The 18,250-nt window shown below is 42.4% G+C and carries 18 protein-coding genes; 13 read left to right on the forward strand and 5 right to left on the reverse strand.

The genetic code is table 11. The features are described 5' to 3' along the window. The first annotated feature begins 421 nt into the window (after nucleotides 1-421). From AC6CHU_RS17545 to AC6CHU_RS17575, 7 genes are all read left to right on the forward strand, one after another. Nucleotides 422-1,654 (forward strand): cytochrome P450, encoded by a 1,233-nt coding sequence (locus AC6CHU_RS17545; RefSeq protein WP_498122520.1) that lies wholly within the window; start codon nucleotides 422-424, stop codon nucleotides 1,652-1,654. A 136-nt stretch (nucleotides 1,655-1,790) separates the two neighbouring features. After that, nucleotides 1,791-2,330 carry a PadR family transcriptional regulator gene (locus tag AC6CHU_RS17550; RefSeq protein WP_159862263.1) on the forward strand — a complete coding sequence of 180 codons (540 nt, stop codon included), beginning with the start codon at nucleotides 1,791-1,793 and terminating at the stop codon, nucleotides 2,328-2,330. 322 nt (nucleotides 2,331-2,652) lie between these two features. Beyond that, entirely contained in the window at nucleotides 2,653-4,050 is a 1,398-nt protein-coding gene (locus tag AC6CHU_RS17555; RefSeq protein WP_236566130.1) for an MFS transporter, read from the forward strand. 156 nt (nucleotides 4,051-4,206) lie between these two features. Continuing rightward, nucleotides 4,207-4,770 (forward strand): ribonuclease FAU-1 family protein, encoded by a 564-nt coding sequence (locus tag AC6CHU_RS17560; RefSeq protein ID WP_236566112.1) that lies wholly within the window; start codon nucleotides 4,207-4,209, stop codon nucleotides 4,768-4,770. 390 nt (nucleotides 4,771-5,160) lie between these two features. Continuing rightward, nucleotides 5,161-7,494 carry an RNA polymerase recycling motor HelD gene (gene helD / locus AC6CHU_RS17565; RefSeq protein ID WP_498122521.1) on the forward strand — a complete coding sequence of 778 codons (2,334 nt, stop codon included), beginning with the start codon at nucleotides 5,161-5,163 and terminating at the stop codon, nucleotides 7,492-7,494. A 61-nt stretch (nucleotides 7,495-7,555) separates the two neighbouring features. After that, the gene (locus tag AC6CHU_RS17570) at nucleotides 7,556-9,073 is read left to right on the forward strand and encodes a DHA2 family efflux MFS transporter permease subunit (protein WP_159862261.1); all 1,518 of its coding nucleotides are present in this window, start codon (nucleotides 7,556-7,558) and stop codon (nucleotides 9,071-9,073) included. 578 nt (nucleotides 9,074-9,651) lie between these two features. Next, nucleotides 9,652-9,939: a hypothetical protein gene (locus AC6CHU_RS17575; protein WP_251283494.1), complete on the forward strand. Its 288-nt coding sequence runs from the start codon at nucleotides 9,652-9,654 to the stop codon at nucleotides 9,937-9,939. Nucleotides 9,940-10,082: 143 nt separating this feature from the next. Here the strand turns inward: AC6CHU_RS17575 and AC6CHU_RS17580 are convergent, their stop codons facing one another. From AC6CHU_RS17580 to AC6CHU_RS17595, 4 genes are all read right to left on the reverse strand, one after another. Next, nucleotides 10,083-10,553 carry a tRNA (cytidine(34)-2'-O)-methyltransferase gene (locus tag AC6CHU_RS17580; protein WP_159862259.1) on the reverse strand — a complete coding sequence of 157 codons (471 nt, stop codon included), beginning with the start codon at nucleotides 10,551-10,553 and terminating at the stop codon, nucleotides 10,083-10,085. Between the two features lie 103 nt (nucleotides 10,554-10,656). Continuing rightward, nucleotides 10,657-11,979: a CitMHS family transporter gene (locus AC6CHU_RS17585; RefSeq protein WP_251283493.1), complete on the reverse strand. Its 1,323-nt coding sequence runs from the start codon at nucleotides 11,977-11,979 to the stop codon at nucleotides 10,657-10,659. Between the two features lie 258 nt (nucleotides 11,980-12,237). Next, a complete protein-coding gene (locus tag AC6CHU_RS17590; protein ID WP_159862257.1) occupies nucleotides 12,238-12,933 on the reverse strand; it encodes a response regulator in 696 nt (231 codons plus the stop codon). Further along, nucleotides 12,926-14,551, reverse strand: a complete 1,626-nt coding sequence (locus AC6CHU_RS17595) for an ATP-binding protein (RefSeq protein ID WP_498122522.1) — start codon at nucleotides 14,549-14,551, stop codon at nucleotides 12,926-12,928. The genes AC6CHU_RS17590 and AC6CHU_RS17595 overlap by 8 nt, the downstream gene beginning before the upstream one ends. A gap of 190 nt (nucleotides 14,552-14,741) precedes the next feature. Between AC6CHU_RS17595 and AC6CHU_RS17600 the strand changes: the two genes are divergently transcribed. The 6 genes from AC6CHU_RS17600 (at nucleotide 14,742) to AC6CHU_RS17625 (ending at nucleotide 17,511) form a co-directional block, all read left to right on the forward strand. Beyond that, nucleotides 14,742-15,053: a hypothetical protein gene (locus AC6CHU_RS17600; protein WP_498122523.1), complete on the forward strand. Its 312-nt coding sequence runs from the start codon at nucleotides 14,742-14,744 to the stop codon at nucleotides 15,051-15,053. A 212-nt stretch (nucleotides 15,054-15,265) separates the two neighbouring features. Continuing rightward, entirely contained in the window at nucleotides 15,266-15,784 is a 519-nt protein-coding gene (locus tag AC6CHU_RS17605; RefSeq protein ID WP_498122524.1) for a GNAT family N-acetyltransferase, read from the forward strand. Nucleotides 15,785-15,827: 43 nt separating this feature from the next. Continuing rightward, complete coding sequence (locus AC6CHU_RS17610; RefSeq protein ID WP_498122525.1) at nucleotides 15,828-16,103, forward strand: hypothetical protein; 276 nt, start codon at nucleotides 15,828-15,830, stop codon at nucleotides 16,101-16,103. A gap of 32 nt (nucleotides 16,104-16,135) precedes the next feature. After that, nucleotides 16,136-16,351, forward strand: a complete 216-nt coding sequence (locus AC6CHU_RS17615) for a hypothetical protein (RefSeq protein ID WP_498122526.1) — start codon at nucleotides 16,136-16,138, stop codon at nucleotides 16,349-16,351. A gap of 42 nt (nucleotides 16,352-16,393) precedes the next feature. Next, nucleotides 16,394-16,816 (forward strand): VOC family protein, encoded by a 423-nt coding sequence (locus AC6CHU_RS17620; protein ID WP_498122527.1) that lies wholly within the window; start codon nucleotides 16,394-16,396, stop codon nucleotides 16,814-16,816. A gap of 551 nt (nucleotides 16,817-17,367) precedes the next feature. Beyond that, nucleotides 17,368-17,511 carry a hypothetical protein gene (locus tag AC6CHU_RS17625; protein WP_201306452.1) on the forward strand — a complete coding sequence of 48 codons (144 nt, stop codon included), beginning with the start codon at nucleotides 17,368-17,370 and terminating at the stop codon, nucleotides 17,509-17,511. 178 nt (nucleotides 17,512-17,689) lie between these two features. On the opposite strand, the gene AC6CHU_RS17630 is transcribed toward AC6CHU_RS17625, so the two are convergent. Continuing rightward, nucleotides 17,690-18,178 (reverse strand): pyridoxamine 5'-phosphate oxidase family protein, encoded by a 489-nt coding sequence (locus tag AC6CHU_RS17630; protein WP_498122528.1) that lies wholly within the window; start codon nucleotides 18,176-18,178, stop codon nucleotides 17,690-17,692. Nucleotides 18,179-18,250: the final 72 nt, after the last annotated feature.

An 18,250-nucleotide genomic window follows, 5' to 3' on the forward strand; every position in this document is an offset into this window, starting at 1 on the left:
TATCGCAGATCAGTTTCTTCCCGGAGCATTGGCCTGCCCCTGTTCATTATCTGTGCCGAATCCACTTGATAATCATGACGAGGCCTCCTTTAAATCCTTACTAACAAGGGACTCACCCTATATGTATTACCATACCATAAGTCTAATCACTTAAATACAAAATTTCCCTGAAAGGTGCCTATCGAACTAGCTGCAGCATCCATACAGGCGTATCTCTCAAGTTTCAATCGTTTTGTAGGTTACATGGACTACATATAAATTTTCTCCAAAATAAAATATGGAAATATTTAGCCTGAAATACTCTTTTTAAACTACTCTAATTAGAGTAATGTAATTAACGAAGGCATTTAATAGCCTATTAAATCTAACTTTGGCGAAGCCCGGCGAATCTCCATCATTTTAAAGGAGGAAAAGAAATCGTATGTTGAAAGAAGTTATTCCCGTAAACGAGATTACTAATTTCCAGTTACGTGCAGAAGAGTTTTTTCCTATTGAGTGGTATAAAGATATGCTCCATCATCATCCGGTGTATTATCATGAACCAACGAATACTTGGAATGTGTTTACCTATGAGGGTGTGAAACAGGTGCTTGGCAACTATGAATATTTTTCAAGCGCCGGGCCGAGAACAACGATTTTTGTTGGCGCCAATGATAAGCAGCAAAAAGCGTCGCCTTTAACCAATCTGACACTTGTGGACCCTCCGGATCATCGAAAATGGCGTTCCTTGTTAGCGGCAGCTTTTACTCCCCGCAGTTTAAAGAATTGGGAGCCGCGCATTGAGCAGATCGCACAGGAACTGACAGAAAACATCCAGGAAAATTCGATAGTGAATATCGTTGAGGCTCTGGCAGCCCCGTTGCCGAGTATGGTGATTGCCGATTTATTTGGCGTGCCGATACAGGACAGGACCCAGTTCAAGGAGTGGGTAGATATCCTGTTCCAGCCTTATGATAAAGAAAGACTGGAAGACATAGAGCTTCAAAAACAAAATGCTGCGAAAGAATATTTTCAATATCTCTATCCGATAGTGGTTCAGAAGAGGTCGAATCTTTCGGATGATATTATTTCTGATTTGATTCAAGCTGAGGTAGATGGCGAAAAGTTTACCGATGATGAAATTGTGCAGGTGACTATGCTGCTTTTAGGTGCAGGAGTCGAGACTACCAGTCATGCGATCGCCAATACGTTTTATTCATTGCTATATGACGATGAGTCACTATATAAAGAGCTGCGTAAAGACCCTGAATTGGTGCCGAACGCAGTTGAAGAAATGCTTCGCTATCGATTCCATATGTCGAGAAGAGACCGCACTGTGAAAAAAGATAACAATTTATTAGGTGTTGAGCTAAAAGAGGGGGATGTCGTTATTGCCTGGATGAGTGCCTGTAACTTGGACCATCGGATGTTTGAAGATCCTTTTTCGTTAAACATACACCGGCCTAACAATAAAAAGCATCTGACATTCGGCAATGGCCCGCATTTCTGTTTGGGTGCCCCTCTGGCACGCCTGGAAATGAAAATAGCATTGGAGACCTTCGTGAAAAAATTCTCCGGCATTGAACCAGTGGAAGGGTTTGAATTGGAAAAGAATTTAACATCATCTGCCACTGGCCAGTCCTTGACGCACCTGCCGATGAAGGTGTTTAAGTAAGATAAAATAGCCACCCTTAGTGCAGGCATACTGATATCTTTAAGGGTGGCTTTCTATTAAGAAGGCAAAGGATGAGGCTGAAATGGCACCTGCGTTTTGCTAAAATAAGGGTAATTCTCTTGAAGGAGTATAAAGGATGACCATTCAAATATTTATTTTAACGAAACTGATGGAAGGTAAGAATTACCCTTATAAAATAAAAAAGCAGCTTTCAGAACCCATTCCATTTGATCAGCTCGCAGGAATAACAGAGAGCAAGCTGTACTACCATTTTGATTCTTTAGAGAAACAAGGCTTGATTCAAGCAGTTGAAATTATGAAAGAGGAGCATCGCCCGGATAAACACATATTCGAGATCACCGCAAACGGCCGGGAAGAACTGCCGAGGAAAATTTACAAATTGTTTGAAAAAGCCGATACGATCGGTGAAATGATGGTGGGTTTGGCCAACCTCGAATACGTAGACCGGGACAAAGCAGCTGCAATCCTTGAAGAAAAATTAAAGAGTGCCAAGGCTAAGTGGGAGTATTATAAAAGTTTTGAACAGCTAATTGAAAAAGACAAAGATAATGAACAGCTAATTGAATTCCTGGGCGGATACGTGTCAACCAAAGCGGAGCATGCTATTTTTTGGATGGAGAAGCTGATTGGACAGATTAGAGAAGGGAAGATATGATTGTTTCCTTTTGATATCTCTGTAAAGCTAAGGTGTAACTATCAGCATTATAATTCCAATATCTATAATATATGGTCGCTTAAAACCACCATTGATCAGCAGGCTGCCAATAGGCAGCTTTTTTGTTTAATGGAGTTGCAGGTGTTAAGATTTCTGATTATTACCAATATTTGTATTGTTTAATAGATGAGAGATAGGGAAAAAACCATTAAGCAATTATTCTAGTGTAATAATATTTAGGAGGGAAAATGTGAATAAACAACCAAGATCCGTAGAGAAAAAAGATATTTCGGTAGTAGACAGCAGTGTCGCTAAAAAATCTATGATGGGTACATCGCTCGGGAATGCGATGGAGTGGTTTGACTTTGGTATTTACTCCTTCTTAGCCGTTACAATCGGAAAAGTTTTTTTCCCGGAAATTGATCCATCCTTTCAGCTTATATATGCTTTTGCTACATTTGCAGTGGCTTTCATAGCACGGCCGCTCGGTGGTATGTTTTTTGGAATGATGGGTGACCGCATTGGCCGGAAGAATGTCCTGGCAATCACTATGATTCTGATGTCGGCTGCCACCCTTAGTATTGGTTTAATACCTAGTTTTGCAGCCATTGGGATTACTGCTCAGGTGTTATTGCTATTAGCCAGACTCGTTCAAGGTTTCTCAACGGGTGGTGAGTATGCGGGGGCAATGACCTACATTGCGGAGACCACTCCCGATAAAAATCGCAGCTTTATGGCAAGTGGATTAGAGGTTGGAACACTGGTAGGGTTTATTGCGGGTGCCGGTCTTGTCACCTTGCTGACATCTATTCTTGGAAGTGAAACAATGGTGGAATGGGGCTGGAGAATACCTTTCTTCATTGCTGCACCACTTGGCATCATCGGTTTCTACTTCCGCAACCATTTGGATGAGACTCCAGCATTTGAGGCTATGAATGAAACGATAGAAGAAAGAAAAGAACATTCGTCCCTAAGAGAGATTTTTGCTGAGCATTGGAAGGCTCTGTTAATTTGTACAAGCATCGTAATTTTTTACAATGTGATGAGTTACACCGTTCTTACGTATATGCCATCTTATATGTCTGAGGAACTTGGCTACAGTGAGCAAAAAGGGTTATTGCTCCTTGTGCTTGTCATGATTGCCATGGTTCCAATGGTATTAACAATGGGACGATTGAGTGATCGATATGGGAGGAACAAAGTATTAAAAGCAGGTTTATTGGGGGCAATTGTCCTAAGCATCCCTGCATTCATGCTGGTTCGTTCAGGCAATATATATGCGGCCTTTTTTGGATTGCTGATTCTCGGTGCGACGCTGTCCACCTTGCAGGGGTCCCTGCCGGCTACACTGCCTTCTTTATTCTTCACGAAAGTGCGTTACGGTGCACTTGCCATCACATATAATACGGCGACATCCCTTTTTGGAGGAACGACGCCGCTGCTTGTGGCATGGCTTGTGAGTGTGACTGATAATAATATGGTACCGGCATTTTACCTGATGGGCATGTGTGCGTTCGGAATTATTGTTGTCACCCTGTTTGTAAGAGAGACTGCAGGCAGGTCGCTTCGCGGCTCCGCGCCAGTTGTTGAGCATCCGAGTGAGATAAAAGAAGTCCTCGAAAACCCGGAAAAAGCCAACTGGTGGCATGACGAGGCTAAGCGAACGGGAAAAGGCAGCCTGGACAAGGGGCTGCTGACCAGCTTACTGCAAAAACACTAAAGTATTAAAAGCTTACTCCAGGCTATTAAATTAGCTGGATGGAGTAAGCTTTTTCTATTTCTATGTACAATAAGTTATAATAACGAGCGTAAATGGTCCGCAGAACTATGGGCCAATTGGACAGAATGAATTTATAAAAGGAGACTTGAGCAATAAATGATGTATGGGGATGAAATAATAGAAAGAAAGATACGATACGATTCCGAAATCGTGGAACATCATTGTATGCTGCTGACAGCAGAAAATCATCGTGCGGTGCTTTTTCATATTATAGAAGATTCCTTTACAATGATAGCAGGTCAAACTCAATTAACTATACCGAAAGGCAGTTATACGATTGCTTATTACTGGGAGGACCGCCCATATAATTTGTATTTCTGGAGAGATGCTGAAGGCGGCTATTTAGGCTCCTATTTTAACATTGTAAAAGATACAGTGCTCACCGATGGAATGGTTTCATTTGAAGATTTAATCATCGATATGCTAGTGCTTCCGAATGGAGATATTTTTATATTAGATGAGGATGAATTACCTGAGCCGCTGGAGAGCTTTGAGAGTGGTGCTGTTCAGCAGTCTTTATGCGTATTAAAGGAATCTTTAGATTCTGTTCTTTATGGGGCTATTTCAGAATCGGAAGGCATTTATGCACATGAGAATTTTGCAGCCATGATCGAGAAGTTTAAGAAAAATCAGGGTAAATCACTGCAGGATCGCCAATAAAGTTTAGTCCGCCTTAGGAGTCAAAAGGCGGACTTTTTACTTTAGAAAAAAGGTCCTGAAGGAAAAGAATAGACCTGCAGCCGGCAGTCTTAATGAGGGGAAATAAAAATACGATTAGGAATGGGCAGGAGGGAACCAATGTCTAATTAGGCGGGAAACTATGAAAAATAAAACTAGCCGTTTTTAACGCTGGAAACGTTAAAAACGGCTAGTGTGGATTCGACAAAAAAAATTATGTAAAAACCATTGAAAAAGAGAATGCCCTGTGGTAAATTTATATAGATGCGCATTATTTAATTAAACAAAAGTATATTTTCCCTATCTTAATTATATAATGCAATCAATTCGTTTGTCAACCTTTTTATAAAATTTTTTTAAGGAGTGTTTGCTATGGATTCAAAACTTCAGCAGGAGCAAAAACGATTGGATGGTGTAATGGAGACGATTTCGGAGGAAGTCCGCAGATTGGAAGAAGAAACCTCCAGACGTAAAAACGAAGTAGTTCATATCCGCAAACACTTTTGGGATGAAGTGAAGGTGAATACGGATACGTTTGATGATTATCTGGAGACGATTATTGGCTTAAGACAAGAAGCGCAGGCTCTATCTGTAAGCCAAAGCACCCATAGACATGCTTCGAAGCGATTGTCCACCCTGCGCCGAATGGAGGAGGTGCCCTATTTCGGCCGGATCGATTTTAGGGAGGAAGACTCTTCCGATCTTGAACCCGTCTATATAGGAATCTCTACCCTGAGGGATCAGAGTGGAGAAAATTTTCTTATCTACGATTGGAGGGCACCTGTCTCAAGTGTGTATTATGATTACCAGCCGGGGCCGGCAAAATATGATACGCCCGGAGGCACAATTGAGGGCACATTGGAGAAAAAGTGGCAGTACCTGATCCGCCGGGGAGAACTGCAATCGATGTTCGATACGAGCCTTACCATTGGGGATGAAATTCTGCAGCAGGTTCTCGGCCAGGGAACTGATAAGCATATGCATAATATCGTTGCAACCATTCAGCAGGATCAAAATCGGATTATCCGTCATGATCTGGGAAGGCTGCTAATAGTTCACGGGGCAGCCGGCAGCGGCAAAACATCTGCTGCCCTGCAGCGGATTGCTTATTTGCTTTACAAATATCGGGAAAATCTAAATGCTGATCAGATCATCCTGTTCTCTCCCAATTCGATGTTTAACAGCTATGTATCCAATGTGCTGCCTGAACTGGGGGAAGAGAACATGCAGCAGGTTACTTTCCAGGAATACCTCGATCACCGGCTGGGGAAAGAATTCACTGTCGAAAATCCATATGAGCAATTAGAGTATGTCTTAACTGCAGCGGAAACCCCTGAGTACAAAGCTAGGGTAGCTGGCATTAAATTCAAGGCATCTGTTCGTTTTCTTGAGGCGATTAATGATTACTTAACGTCTCTGGAGTTAACAGGCATGATCTTTAAGGATATCAGTTTCAGGGGCAAGCCAATCGTTACTGCTCAGCAAATGGCTGACCGATTCTACAGCAGCGATACCTCACTCCGATTCCATAACAGACTTGAGAAGCTGACGGAATGGCTTGGCAAGCGTATAAAGGAAGCGGAAAAAGCTGAAAGGAATCAGCCGTGGGTACAGGAGGAAATCGAGCTGCTCAGCAATGAGGAGTACCATAAGGCGCATGCCTATCTTGCGAAAAAACGCGGCTTTACAGGGGATTCGGTACATGATTATGAAATCGAGCCTGAAGCGTTAGCCCGCCTGATTGTCCGGAAAAAATTCAAGCCGCTGCGAAAACAAATCAGGAGCATGCGTTTCATTGACATAAAGGCGATTTACAAGCAGCTCTTTGCTGATCCGCTAAGGATTCAGAAATGGGCAGAGGAGGTGCCTTCAGAATGGAAGGATATTTGCCTGGCGACACAGGAAAGGCTTGATGAAGACAGATTATGCTATGAAGATGCGACTCCCTTTTTATATGTGAAGGAGCAAATTCAAGGATTTCAGACGAATAGCGCGATCAAACACATTGTAGTGGATGAGGCACAGGACTATTCTCCGTTTCAATTTGAGTTTTTAAAGCGTTTGTTTCCAGCTTCCAAGATGACCGTGCTAGGTGATTTTAATCAGGCAATCTTCGCCCATGCGAGCGAAACCGCTGATTTTCACACACTGACCAGCCTGTATGGGCCGGATCAGACAGAGCTGATTAATTTAGCGAGGAGCTACCGGTCGACTAAACCCATCATCGAATTCACGCGCAGACTGGTTCCGAACGGGAAAGAAATCATTCCTTTTGATCGTGGTGGAAAGGTGCCTGAGCTGATGCAATTAACCGATCATACCGATTTGCATAAGAGCATTGCCTCCAAGGTGGCTGACTGGAGAAGCCAGGGGCTTAAAAGCATAGCTATTATTTGCAAGTCAGCTGAAGAAAGTGCAAAGGCTTATGAGGCTCTGTCCGGCATCGATGGCATTAAGCTCTTGAAAAGCAACTCGACAGAATATGAAGAAGGCGTGGTTGTCGTACCTTCGTATTTATCCAAGGGCATCGAATTTGAAGCTGTCATCATTTATGATGCTTCTGAACGTGTGTATGGGAATGAAAGTCTGCGCCGGGTCTTTTACACCGCCTGCACCAGGGCTATGCATGAATTGCAGCTCTATAGCGCAGGGGAGCCGAGCTCATTTTTGCACAATGCACTTCGAAATGGCTTCATTCAGGGCTGATCCGTCCGGATGTATCCGATAAGCAAATTTATATTTAACATAGAAAGAAGGTTTGATCTATATGCAGCAGGAAACCAAAGCAGATCAAAATAAACCGCCATATGGCATGATTGCCATTTTATTTATCGGGGCTTTTGTAGCGATCTTGAATGAAACCTTGCTGAACGTAGCCCTCCCATCCATTATGGCGGAATTTGACGTGAACGCAACGGCCGTTCAATGGCTGTCTACAGGCTATATGCTGATTAACGGAATTTTAATACCGGCGAGTGCGTTCTTCATTCAGCGATTTTCTGATAAGAAGTTATTCATTACAGCCATGTCACTGTTTACTTTGGGAACATTCCTTGCAAGCATTGCCCCTGCATTTGGTGTGTTATTAGGGGCTCGGATGATCCAGGCTTCAGGCTCAGCGATTATGATGCCATTATTAATGAATGTCATGCTAACCGCATTTCCGGTTGAAAGAAGAGGGGCGGCAATGGGGATGTTTGGGCTTGTTATGATTACAGCTCCAGCGATCGGGCCGACTCTTTCCGGCTGGCTGATTGAACATTACAGCTGGAGAATGTTATTTGATCTTGTTCTGCCGATTGCTCTGTTAACCGTAGTTTTTGCCGTCTTTAAGTTAAAAGACATCACACCGCAGAGAGCGATTAAGCTTGATTTCATCTCGCTGGTATTATCAAGCATCGGATTTGGCGGGCTGCTTTATGGCTTTAGCTCAGCAGGGGAAAAAGGATGGGATAGCCTTCTTGTATACGGGACGATTGTAATTGGGGCCATTGCTTTAGTTACTTTTATACTCCGACAGCTCCGGATGGATGATCCAATGCTAGAGTTTCGCATCTACAAATATCCGATGTTTGCCCTGTCATCGGCCATTTCAATCGTGATAGCTGTCGCCATGTTTTCGGCAATGATCTTGATGCCGATCTATGTACAGACCATCCGCGGCATTTCACCGATAGATTCGGGTCTTTTGATGCTGCCGGGAGCGATTGTGATGGGGATTATGTCTCCAATTACAGGGAAGCTATTTGATAAGTATGGGGCAAGGGTTTTAGCGGTGATTGGACTGACCATTACGGTTGTAACCTCTTTTTACTTCAGCAGAATCAGCATGACTACGGCCTATTCAACCCTTGTTCTGCTGTATACCTTCCGGATGTTCGGGATGTCAATGGTGATGATGCCTGTCATGACAAATGGGTTGAATCAGCTGCCGCCGATCAATAACCCGCACGGAACCGCTATGAATAATACGCTGCAGCAGGTTTCAGGCGCCATTGGGTCGGCCCTGCTGATTACCGTCATGAATAACCGTACGAAAGAAAAAGCAGAGGAGCTGGCAGCTGACACACTGGCCAATATGAGTGCAAGTGCACAGCCATCTGCACAGGCTGCAGCTGATATCCAGCGGCAGATCATGAATGAAGCGATGCTGAATGGCATTAATTTTACTTTCTTCATTTCTGCCCTGATTGCGGTCATTGCACTTATTCTTGCTTTCTTTATTAAGAGAGTGAAACCTCATCATGAGAATCAAACAGGTGAGGAAATGACTGTTAAAGAGTAATCAATAGAGAAAAAACCGGGTGGCATCCAGATCAGGTGCCTCCCGGTTTTTTATTTTAAAAATTGAGCAGTGGAGATGATGCCGATTAGATACAAAAGCTATGCGAAGTAAGCAGGGAGCAAGTGGATCCAAATGTTTTATAAAAGGCTGTTTTCGTAAAGTTTGTTGCTTTTTCATAACCTAGTTTAATTTGCTGAGTTGGATCTTCGTGCGGTGTTCATTCGAAGATGCTTTTTCAATGTCCTGCGGGTAGAGAGGGAAGTGTGAGACCCCACAGGCGAAGCCGAGGAGGCTCGCATTCCTTTCCGCGGGTTCGCTGCGTGCCTTTCGCTGCAATCAACGGACAGAATTCACAAACCAAAACAAAAAAAATTTTAGAAAAGAGCCTTATAAAAAGAGAATGATCCCAATTCCAAGCAAATGGCCCAGCTGATGGAGGGGGAAATATGAAAACAGAGGAACTCATGAGACCCTCTGTTTTTTAGTATTTGGAATATGAGTTAGTCAAATTTGTTTTACATGAAACCAATGAGTTTCTCTCACGTAAAATAGTTATTAAAGGGAGGTGAAGCCCCGAGATGAAACTCATACTATTTTTGGTTATACTCGGCCTATGTCTGGCTGGTTTTAATTGGCTTATGGGATATCGAAAAAATCATATCACGATTGATTTTGATGAGAGGTATGTGGATTTTAAAGAATATATAGAAGCTATCCAAAATGAGCTTGTGAATCAAGGGAGAGAGGTCAGTTATATTGGAAATCGAAAATTCATTATTGACGGCCGGACCTATATTTTCATAGAACGCAATGTTTCGATGGGAGGTGTTCCCCTGCAAAGAACCATTCTGAAGCCGGAAAAATGAGGGTGTCATAGAGAGAAAGCGGGATTCTGGGCTGTCATTGTGCAGCTTTTTTTATGCGATAATAAGGTGAAAGGCGCTGGGAGGCTGAATCAGATTTGAAACTGTTTGAGCAAAAACAAACCATCTTCCAGCAGGGAAGATGGTTATTTAATATTCGGAAACCCCTGCTGGCGCAATGCCTCGTACACCAATATCGCAGCTGTGCTCGATAGGTTGAGCGATCGGACATTGCCATTCATAGGAATTCTTAAGAAATGATCTTTATTTTCCTCCAGCAAGTCTTTAGGCAAGCCTGTTGTTTCTTTCCCAAACATAAAATAATGCTCCTTTGAGACATCACTGAAATCAAAGGATGAATGGGCCTGTTCACCAAAGGTTTCTATATAGTAAAACTCTCCCTGGTTTTTAGAGAAAAATTCATCCATGGAATCATAATACGATATGTTCACAGAGTCCCAGAAATCAAAGCCTGCCCGTTTGATCATTTCCGGCTCTGTCGAAAAGCCAAGCGGCCGGATCAAATGCAAAGCTGTATCCGTTGCGGCGCAAGTCAGCGCAATGTTTCCGGTGTTGGCCGGTATATCCGGCTGATAAAGTACGACATGTATGGCCAAGGGTTGTCACCTCTATGTTTATTTTACCCTTCAAATTATAGCATAGGATCAGCTGCGAGGTGAAAACAGCATAAATTCATTATCCGCACCAGCATTAAGGATATTAAATTGAAATAACGCCAAATGCAATCGCAGCCATAATCATAAATAGGGAAGAAGCAACTGCCCATTTTAATGCAAAGCGCTGATTCTGGCCATAGTCAATGCCGATCATTCCGACTAGCAGGTAACCTGCTGCATAGAGCGGGCTTAGCACGTGAGCAGGCTGGCCGAGCACTGATGCACGGGCAATCTCAGCCATAGGAATATTGTAGCTGGCAGCCGTTTCCCCTATGATCGGGATAATTCCATAATAATAAGGGTCGTTCGCCATGAAATACGTGAATGGCATGCTCGTGATCGCTGTAATTAAAGGCAGCTGGCTTCCCAATTGATCTGGGATGACTTGAACAAGTGCTGTCGCCATTGCATCCACCATTTCAGTTCCATTCATGATTCCTGTGAAAATACCAGAAGCAAAGACTAGCGCGACAACTGCCAGGACATTGCCAGCATGAGCGGCAACACGTTCCTTTTGCTGTACAAGGTCTGGGTAATTAATCATCGCAGCAATTGCAAAGCCTAACATAAAGAGTACAGGGAGCGGCAGCAATCCGGCGATTAAGGCAATCAGAAGGGCTATTGTCAGTCCTGCATTTACCCAAATTAGCTTTGGACGCTGCAAATCTGCAAGTGATTCTCTGCTGACAGCCGCAGCTATCTGTTCCTCTGCAGCCTTAAGCTCCCTGATAGCGGAATCATCCATTGAGCGGATTCCAATTCGTTTGCGTTCCTTTATCCCAAAGTACCAGGCAGCAAGAAAGGCAAAAAGAATGCCGGCTGCCATTACAGGAATCAGCGGAAGGAATACTTCCTCGGTTGTAAGCTGCAGAGAGCTGATGACTCTCGCTGTCGGTCCGCCCCAGGGTGTCATGTTCATAACCCCGATGGAGAGAAGGGCGAGCGTTGCCAGCATGTATAAATTCATATTCAGCTTTTTGTATAGTGGCAGCATGGCTGTGACAGTAATGATGAACGTTGTTGTTCCATCTCCGTCAAGAGCTACCAGCGACGCGAGAGCAACGGTTCCGAGGGCTATTTTTAGAGGATCCCCCTTAACAATCCGTAAAATCGTATTCACAATTGGATCAAACAGGCCAGCATCTATCATAATGCCAAAATACAGGATAGCAAACACGAGCATCACGCCTGTTGGAGCAACTTGCTTAATCCCTTCCAGCATCATATCGCCAATCCCTGTATAGAACCCGCCAATTAAAGCAAACAGGATCGGCACAATAATTAATGCCAACAGGGCAGACATTCGTTTCGTCATAATTAAAGCCATAAAAACAGCAACCATACAATATCCCAGTATTGCCAGCATAAAACCCCTCCTCATTATTTGTAAGCGCTTCCTTTTGAATCACTTTAACAGGGGGGCTCCTGAAAGACCAGATTAGTTGTTTAATTTACATAAAACATATTAATTTCATAATTTTCATATTTTCTATGAAAAATAGGGGTGGTAATAAACTGGAATATGTCTAAGTCTCAGTGGGAAGATGGAGCTTGCTCCTAGACATAGGACGGCAGGAGGTCTATTCTCAAAAAATAAAAGCAAGCCCCCTTATAAGAGGGCTTGCTAGTGTTGCTTATATCGGCGTTCGGGACGGCCCACACTGCCGTAGACAATATCCACTTCTACCAGGTCGATGGAAACCAGGTACTCTAAATAGCGCCTTGCCGTGGAGTGGCTTGCACCGATTTGCCTTCCTACTTCTTCAGCGTTCAGGCTTGTGGAAGCAGCTCCAATTGCTTTGGTCACTTTTCGCAGTGTATGTTTGTCGATGCCTTTTGGCAAAGCCTTGGATTCCTGATTTGCCTCTGATGCAGGGGGGATTTTCTGAAAGAGCCGCTGTATTTGATGTTGTTCCATATGAGAACTGGTTTGTCTGCCTTGCCTTGTTTGGCTGTACTCTTCAAAGGTAGAAAAAAAGCTTTCAACCATTACAGGCTTCAGCAGGTAGCTGTAGGCTCCCCCGCGCATGGCATCTCGTACGGTTTTAGCATCATTTGAAGCGGTGATCATGATGATATCGATATGGGAATGTTCATGTTTGATCTGAAACAGCAAATCAATGCCATTTGCATCCGGCAGGTGAACATCAAGTAAGATTAAATCAGGTGTAACTGCGTTCAGCAGCTGAATCGTTTCTGAAGCGGTCTGAGATTTCCCTATCACAGTGAAATCCTGTCTGTTCTGAATAAGCTGTTCATATACAGACGAAGCGACAGGGTCATCCTCAACGATAAGCACCCCAATTGATGGGTTAGTCATGATTTTCTCTCTCCTCCGCGGTGGTGTATTCAGGCTTGTTCTTTGGAATGGCGATGGTCATGCATGTGCCTTCTGGCCGGTCAGTACGGTACCATTCCCCGCCAAGGCGGTTCAATGCGTGCTGCATGATTGTCAGGCCCAGCCCGTGCTGCGGGTGGTTTTTGGTTGTGGCTCCTTCGGTGAAAAAGTAGGCTTCTTCTTCGGAAGTCATGCCTTTGCCATTGTCTTCAATATCCATAACCAGCTCGTCTCCATAGTCTGTGAAGGATAAGTGGACAGCAGCGTTTTGTCCTTTCCATTCAGAAGATGCTTCAAGAGCATTATCGATCAAATTGCCAATTACAGTAACGACATGCTCGCTTTGAATGGTGTCAGGGTAGTCCAGCCATTGGCTGTTTTCATCAAAGGTGAACGAAACTTTCATTTCTTTGGCCCGGTTCACTTTCCCAAGAAGAACGGCAACAATTAAAGGATCTTTAATTGTAGTCATTAAAAAGGTGACAGTCTGCTGCAGTTCCTGCACTTCCGTCTTCATAAATGCTTTTGCCTCTTCGTAGCGATCCAATAGCAGGAGTCCGTTTAATGTGTTCAGTTTATTTAAATATTCATGGGTCTGTGCCCGAATATGGTTTGCGTGCTGTCGGATCTCAATAAGTTCATTCGCCAGATCTTCTACTTCAGAGAAGGGGCGGATAGTCAGCACTATACCTGATATGGCCGTTTCCTCCGCTGTGATGGGAGAAATGTCTACGATATAGATCGAGTTGCTGATGAGCACTTGTTCCTGAATTAATCGGTCCGGATTCTGTAATGCAGTTCCGATAAGCGCTTTCAAATGAGGCTCTGTCAGTATGCCTTTTGCATGTTTCCCCAGAATGTCACGCGCTTTTTTATTGGCTGATAAAACATGGAATGAAGGACTGATGGCAAGAGTGGCATCCCCAATCGACTCCAGAATGGCCTGCTTTTCAGAAAAAGCGTGGGAGATCTCTTCCGGCTCCAAATTAAATATAAGCCTTTTGACTCGGCGTGCAATATAAAATGCCCCTGGTATGCCAATGAGAAGGGCAAGTCCGCCGAAGGCAGCTACCCGCAGCTGATAAGTAAAGATTTTGCTTTCCACTTCATTTGTTAAAAAGCCAACGGAAGAAACACCGATAATGGTGCCCTCCTCATCATAAATAGGTGTTTTCGCTTTAACTGCTTCCCCTAAGACGCCATTTCCTATGAAAATAACAGAATCTCCTGCGAGCGGGGCATCATTGCTTGTTTCTGTCACTTTGCCAATTTGTTTCGGGTAGGGGTGGGAATAGCGGATGCCTTCCCCGTTTGCTATTACAATATAATCCGCACCTGTCCGTTTTCTTAGTTTCTCAGCAATCGGCTGTATAATCTTTGCTGGATGTTCTGTATCAAACGCATCAATAATAGAATCGTTTTCAGCAACCAATTCCGCAACGGTCAGCGCCTGCTGTCCAGTGGTTCTCTCAATCATTTGATCAATAATTGATGAAAAAGAAATGATGATTAGCAGTATGCAAAGGATAAGGACAGTAAGAACAAGCAGAACCATTTGCCCGAAAAGCCCCGGCCGTTTTAATTTAAAAGGTTTGGACACATTGGACACCTCTGGCCATTTTATTTATTACTAGATTAAAGGAGGCATTTCCATTCGGCAAGGTAAAGTTTACCCGCACGCACTCTATTTTCAGAATATAGTAACTTTTGTAAAAATATGTTAAAATTAATATAGTACTAGGTTACTAAAAAAGGAGGAGAAAGACATTCGGACAAGATATTTTATTATATTGCTTTTTACTTTTTTGGTTGAAGCGGCTGTAACGATGTTTGTTGCTTCCACATTCTCTGTAAGGTTCATTGAGATTATGTTTTTTACCGGGATGGCTTTTGCCGGCTTAAGCTTTTACTTTTCAAGCAGTGGAGGGGTCATTTCAGATTTCAGTTCTTCACAGGCAAGCGCTCAAACAGGCTACATCCAAAAAAGGGAAGTATTTGTGTTAAGAAGAGGTCCTGTCTTCACTTCCTCCATCGTTTTTTTCTCCATTGGACTGCTGCTGTTTATTCTTCTTGTTTCAGGTGTTATTCCGCCTGCAGATTAAGGGTTGATGATACATTATGAGAACTCTGTTCATTATGATTCTATTATTAGCAGACAGTTTGTTCATGAGTATAACCATTGATGACTCTATTTTAGGTAACAGCATACTTAAACTGCTGGGAGCGTCTTGTATAGCAGCTTTAATAAAATTAATGCCCCGAAATAATGATTCACTGTAATCTGGATTGAACGAATGGAAAAAAGGGGGATTTTATGAAGATAAGGGCGGCTGAATTATCTGATGCAGAAGGAATTGCAAAGGTACACGTCGACAGCTGGAGAACTACATACAAACATATTATTCCAGAAATTTTTTTGGAGAATCTATCCTATCAAAGCCGTGAAGAGTTATGGATTTATATTATCCAAAAGGGAAGTGTTATTGTGGCAGAAACGGATGAAGGACAGATTGTTGGATTTTCATCCTGCGGCAAAGAAAGAAGCGGGAATTACAAAGGATACCAGGGAGAACTCAATGCCATCTATATTTTGAAGGAATTCCAGGGGCAAGGAATAGGCAAGGCCCTTTTTAATTCTGTAATGAAGGAAATGAGGAAATTAGGGATGAACACTATGCTCGTTTTTGTTTTAGCGGATAATAAATCCGCGTTATTTTATGAGGCCATGGGAGGTAAGGCCATCGATAAGGTTGGAGTTGAAATTGCAGGAAAGAAACTTAAGGAACTTGTTTACGGCTGGGATAATATTAATACTTTAAGCAATAAGGAATGAATTCAAAAAAAATCAGGCGGTCATGCAACTAGGGGAATCATCCATGCTATACATTAAATTTTGCCTTTATCAATTCTTTTTATTTTCAGCGCTTCTTGTATTAAACTTCATTTTGGATCAATACATCAGCAGACCCTTTACCCGTGTTGATTTAATAGCCATATGTATCAGTGTACCTGTTCTGATCATTGGTTTTATCGTAATAAACAAATTACATAGACATTTTGAAGATATTAGGCTGCGAAATAAAATACTTATCGCCATTCCTATTTTTATTCTGTCTATTTTCTTTATGGAGTTCCTTGTTTCCCTGCTTTGATGTTCATGGTGGAAGTTCTCATATGGAGTTGAGTGATTTTGAGTAATGTTAACCCTTCAAAACTAGAAAAATGGCGTGCGAAATACGGAGCTGCTGCTGTTGCATTCAGCTGTTTATTGAGCATGATCAACAGCTGGGATAGTAATTGGGTGCTTACTGTTTTTTTTAGCTTAGGTGTGTTGATTTGTGGTGCTATCGGTTTCTTTGATATAAAGCGTGCCAGGACGGATAACACAAGCAATGAATAAACCTGGTCGATCTTATTAAAAAATATATGGGAGATGACGAAAATGAGCGAGAAATTAATAAGAGTAGGCACAACCTATATACCCGTAACAAATGTAGAGCTTTCCTCTGAGTGGTATGTAAATAAATTAGGGGCAGAGCTATGCTACAAAGATGAGGACAAAGCCATTTTAAACGTTGCCAATCAGAGTATCTTTCTTGTGAAAGCTAATGGGGATCAAAGCTCCAATTTCTATGATATTCATGGCAACGAGCGTTTTTCGCTAACATTTGAGGTGAATGGATTAAATGCCTTAGAAGACATACATAGAGACTTTAAGGAAAATGGACTGAGAGTTGGTGAGATTGAAGACAGAGGTCACGCTGGAAGGAATTTTGTTTTTTATGACTTAGATGGCAATAAATTTGATGTGTGGAGTGAATTAAGTCCAGCTTTCAAAGAGAAATACCTCTTTTCTAAAAAGTGAGGAGTCGAGGTCCTTCAGGTTGAAATCAGCCACTGTCCAGGCTGATTTTTTTATTTGCGGGGCGGTTTATCGTAACCGAAACTTATTCTCTCTGTAGCCTGTATTACCAATTGAGACATAAAACGATAAAGAGATTAATTGAAATATCGATCAATGGAAGGAAGGAGACGATGAAAAAACGTAATATGATGGATAAAATACAGATTTGATTCGCGTTAGCTGCTGCTTTATTAGGATTACTTGCCTTTATACACGACAGCTATGATGGATTAATCGAAATAATTAACCTATTGATTGCAATGAATTTGATTCTTTGGAGGATTCAAGAGTTTCGTCATAATAAAAAATCTCTTTCTGCTTATTGCATTGTGGTGATGGCTTTACTCATCATTTTCCTTTCAATTTTTTAATTAGAGAACGAACTAAATAAATCAAATACTCTTATATAGAGAGGAATATGGGAAGCAAGCGGCAAAAAAAGTATCAGAAAGGATACAAATGGAGAGTCTGGAAAACCTATAGTAAAAGGTTATTAACTGGAGGGATCCAAAATGAAAGACAAAGATCAGGAAACGAGTGAAGGACTGAATCAGATATTTGAAATTATTAATGCCAAAGGCGATGCTGGTGAAATTAAGGAAATCCTTGAAAATGGAGCTGCTGATGATAAGGGAATTTCCAATCCTAATGCCTAAGAGCTGGGGCAGTTCACTACATGGCCTGATAGTGTGTGCGCCATTCAGGCCATGCTGGTGATGTGCTGTGTTGTTCATCTGCTGAGAAAATACAATTCTCGCAATAAAAGCGTGTCATAATCGGCATAGTTCTGGCATGCAAAAATGGATTGTCTATTCCAGACAATCCATTTCTGCTTTATTTATCCAATTCAACGGTTTCATTAATATCTGACGATTGAGAGTTTTGCCCTGTCATGCGTTTAAAGAGAAACGCTGCTTTTTTCGTAAAATTGCCAGTCTCCCAATATTCGGCCGCTTCCGCTTTTACCTTGATAAGGACAACGTTAGGATCATCATAAGACGTCTGCATGATTTCTTCGTATGCTTTGCTCCATAATTCTTTTTTCTTTTCTAAATCCTCAACGATTTCCGCTCTGCCGCGGACAGACACATAGGATTTGCCTGCATAAGCCACATTTACATCTTGATCATGCAGAATTTCCTCATACTTAGCAGTCTCTTTTTTCGTGAAAAACCATAAGTCACCATCAAACTCTACTTCCTGCGTTTTCATAGGACGGGACACAAGCCCTTCTTCCGTTACTGTGGTCAGCATGGCCGTATCTATGTCTTTGATTAACTCTCGTAATGTTTCTACTTCTTCTTGATTTATCATGTTAGACATTTCCATCACCTCATTATGTGTTATAGAGGTATATTACCCTTTGTTCCAGCATTTATTCAGAGTATGGCCAAT

The organism is Cytobacillus sp. GQ23 (assembly GCF_059758675.1).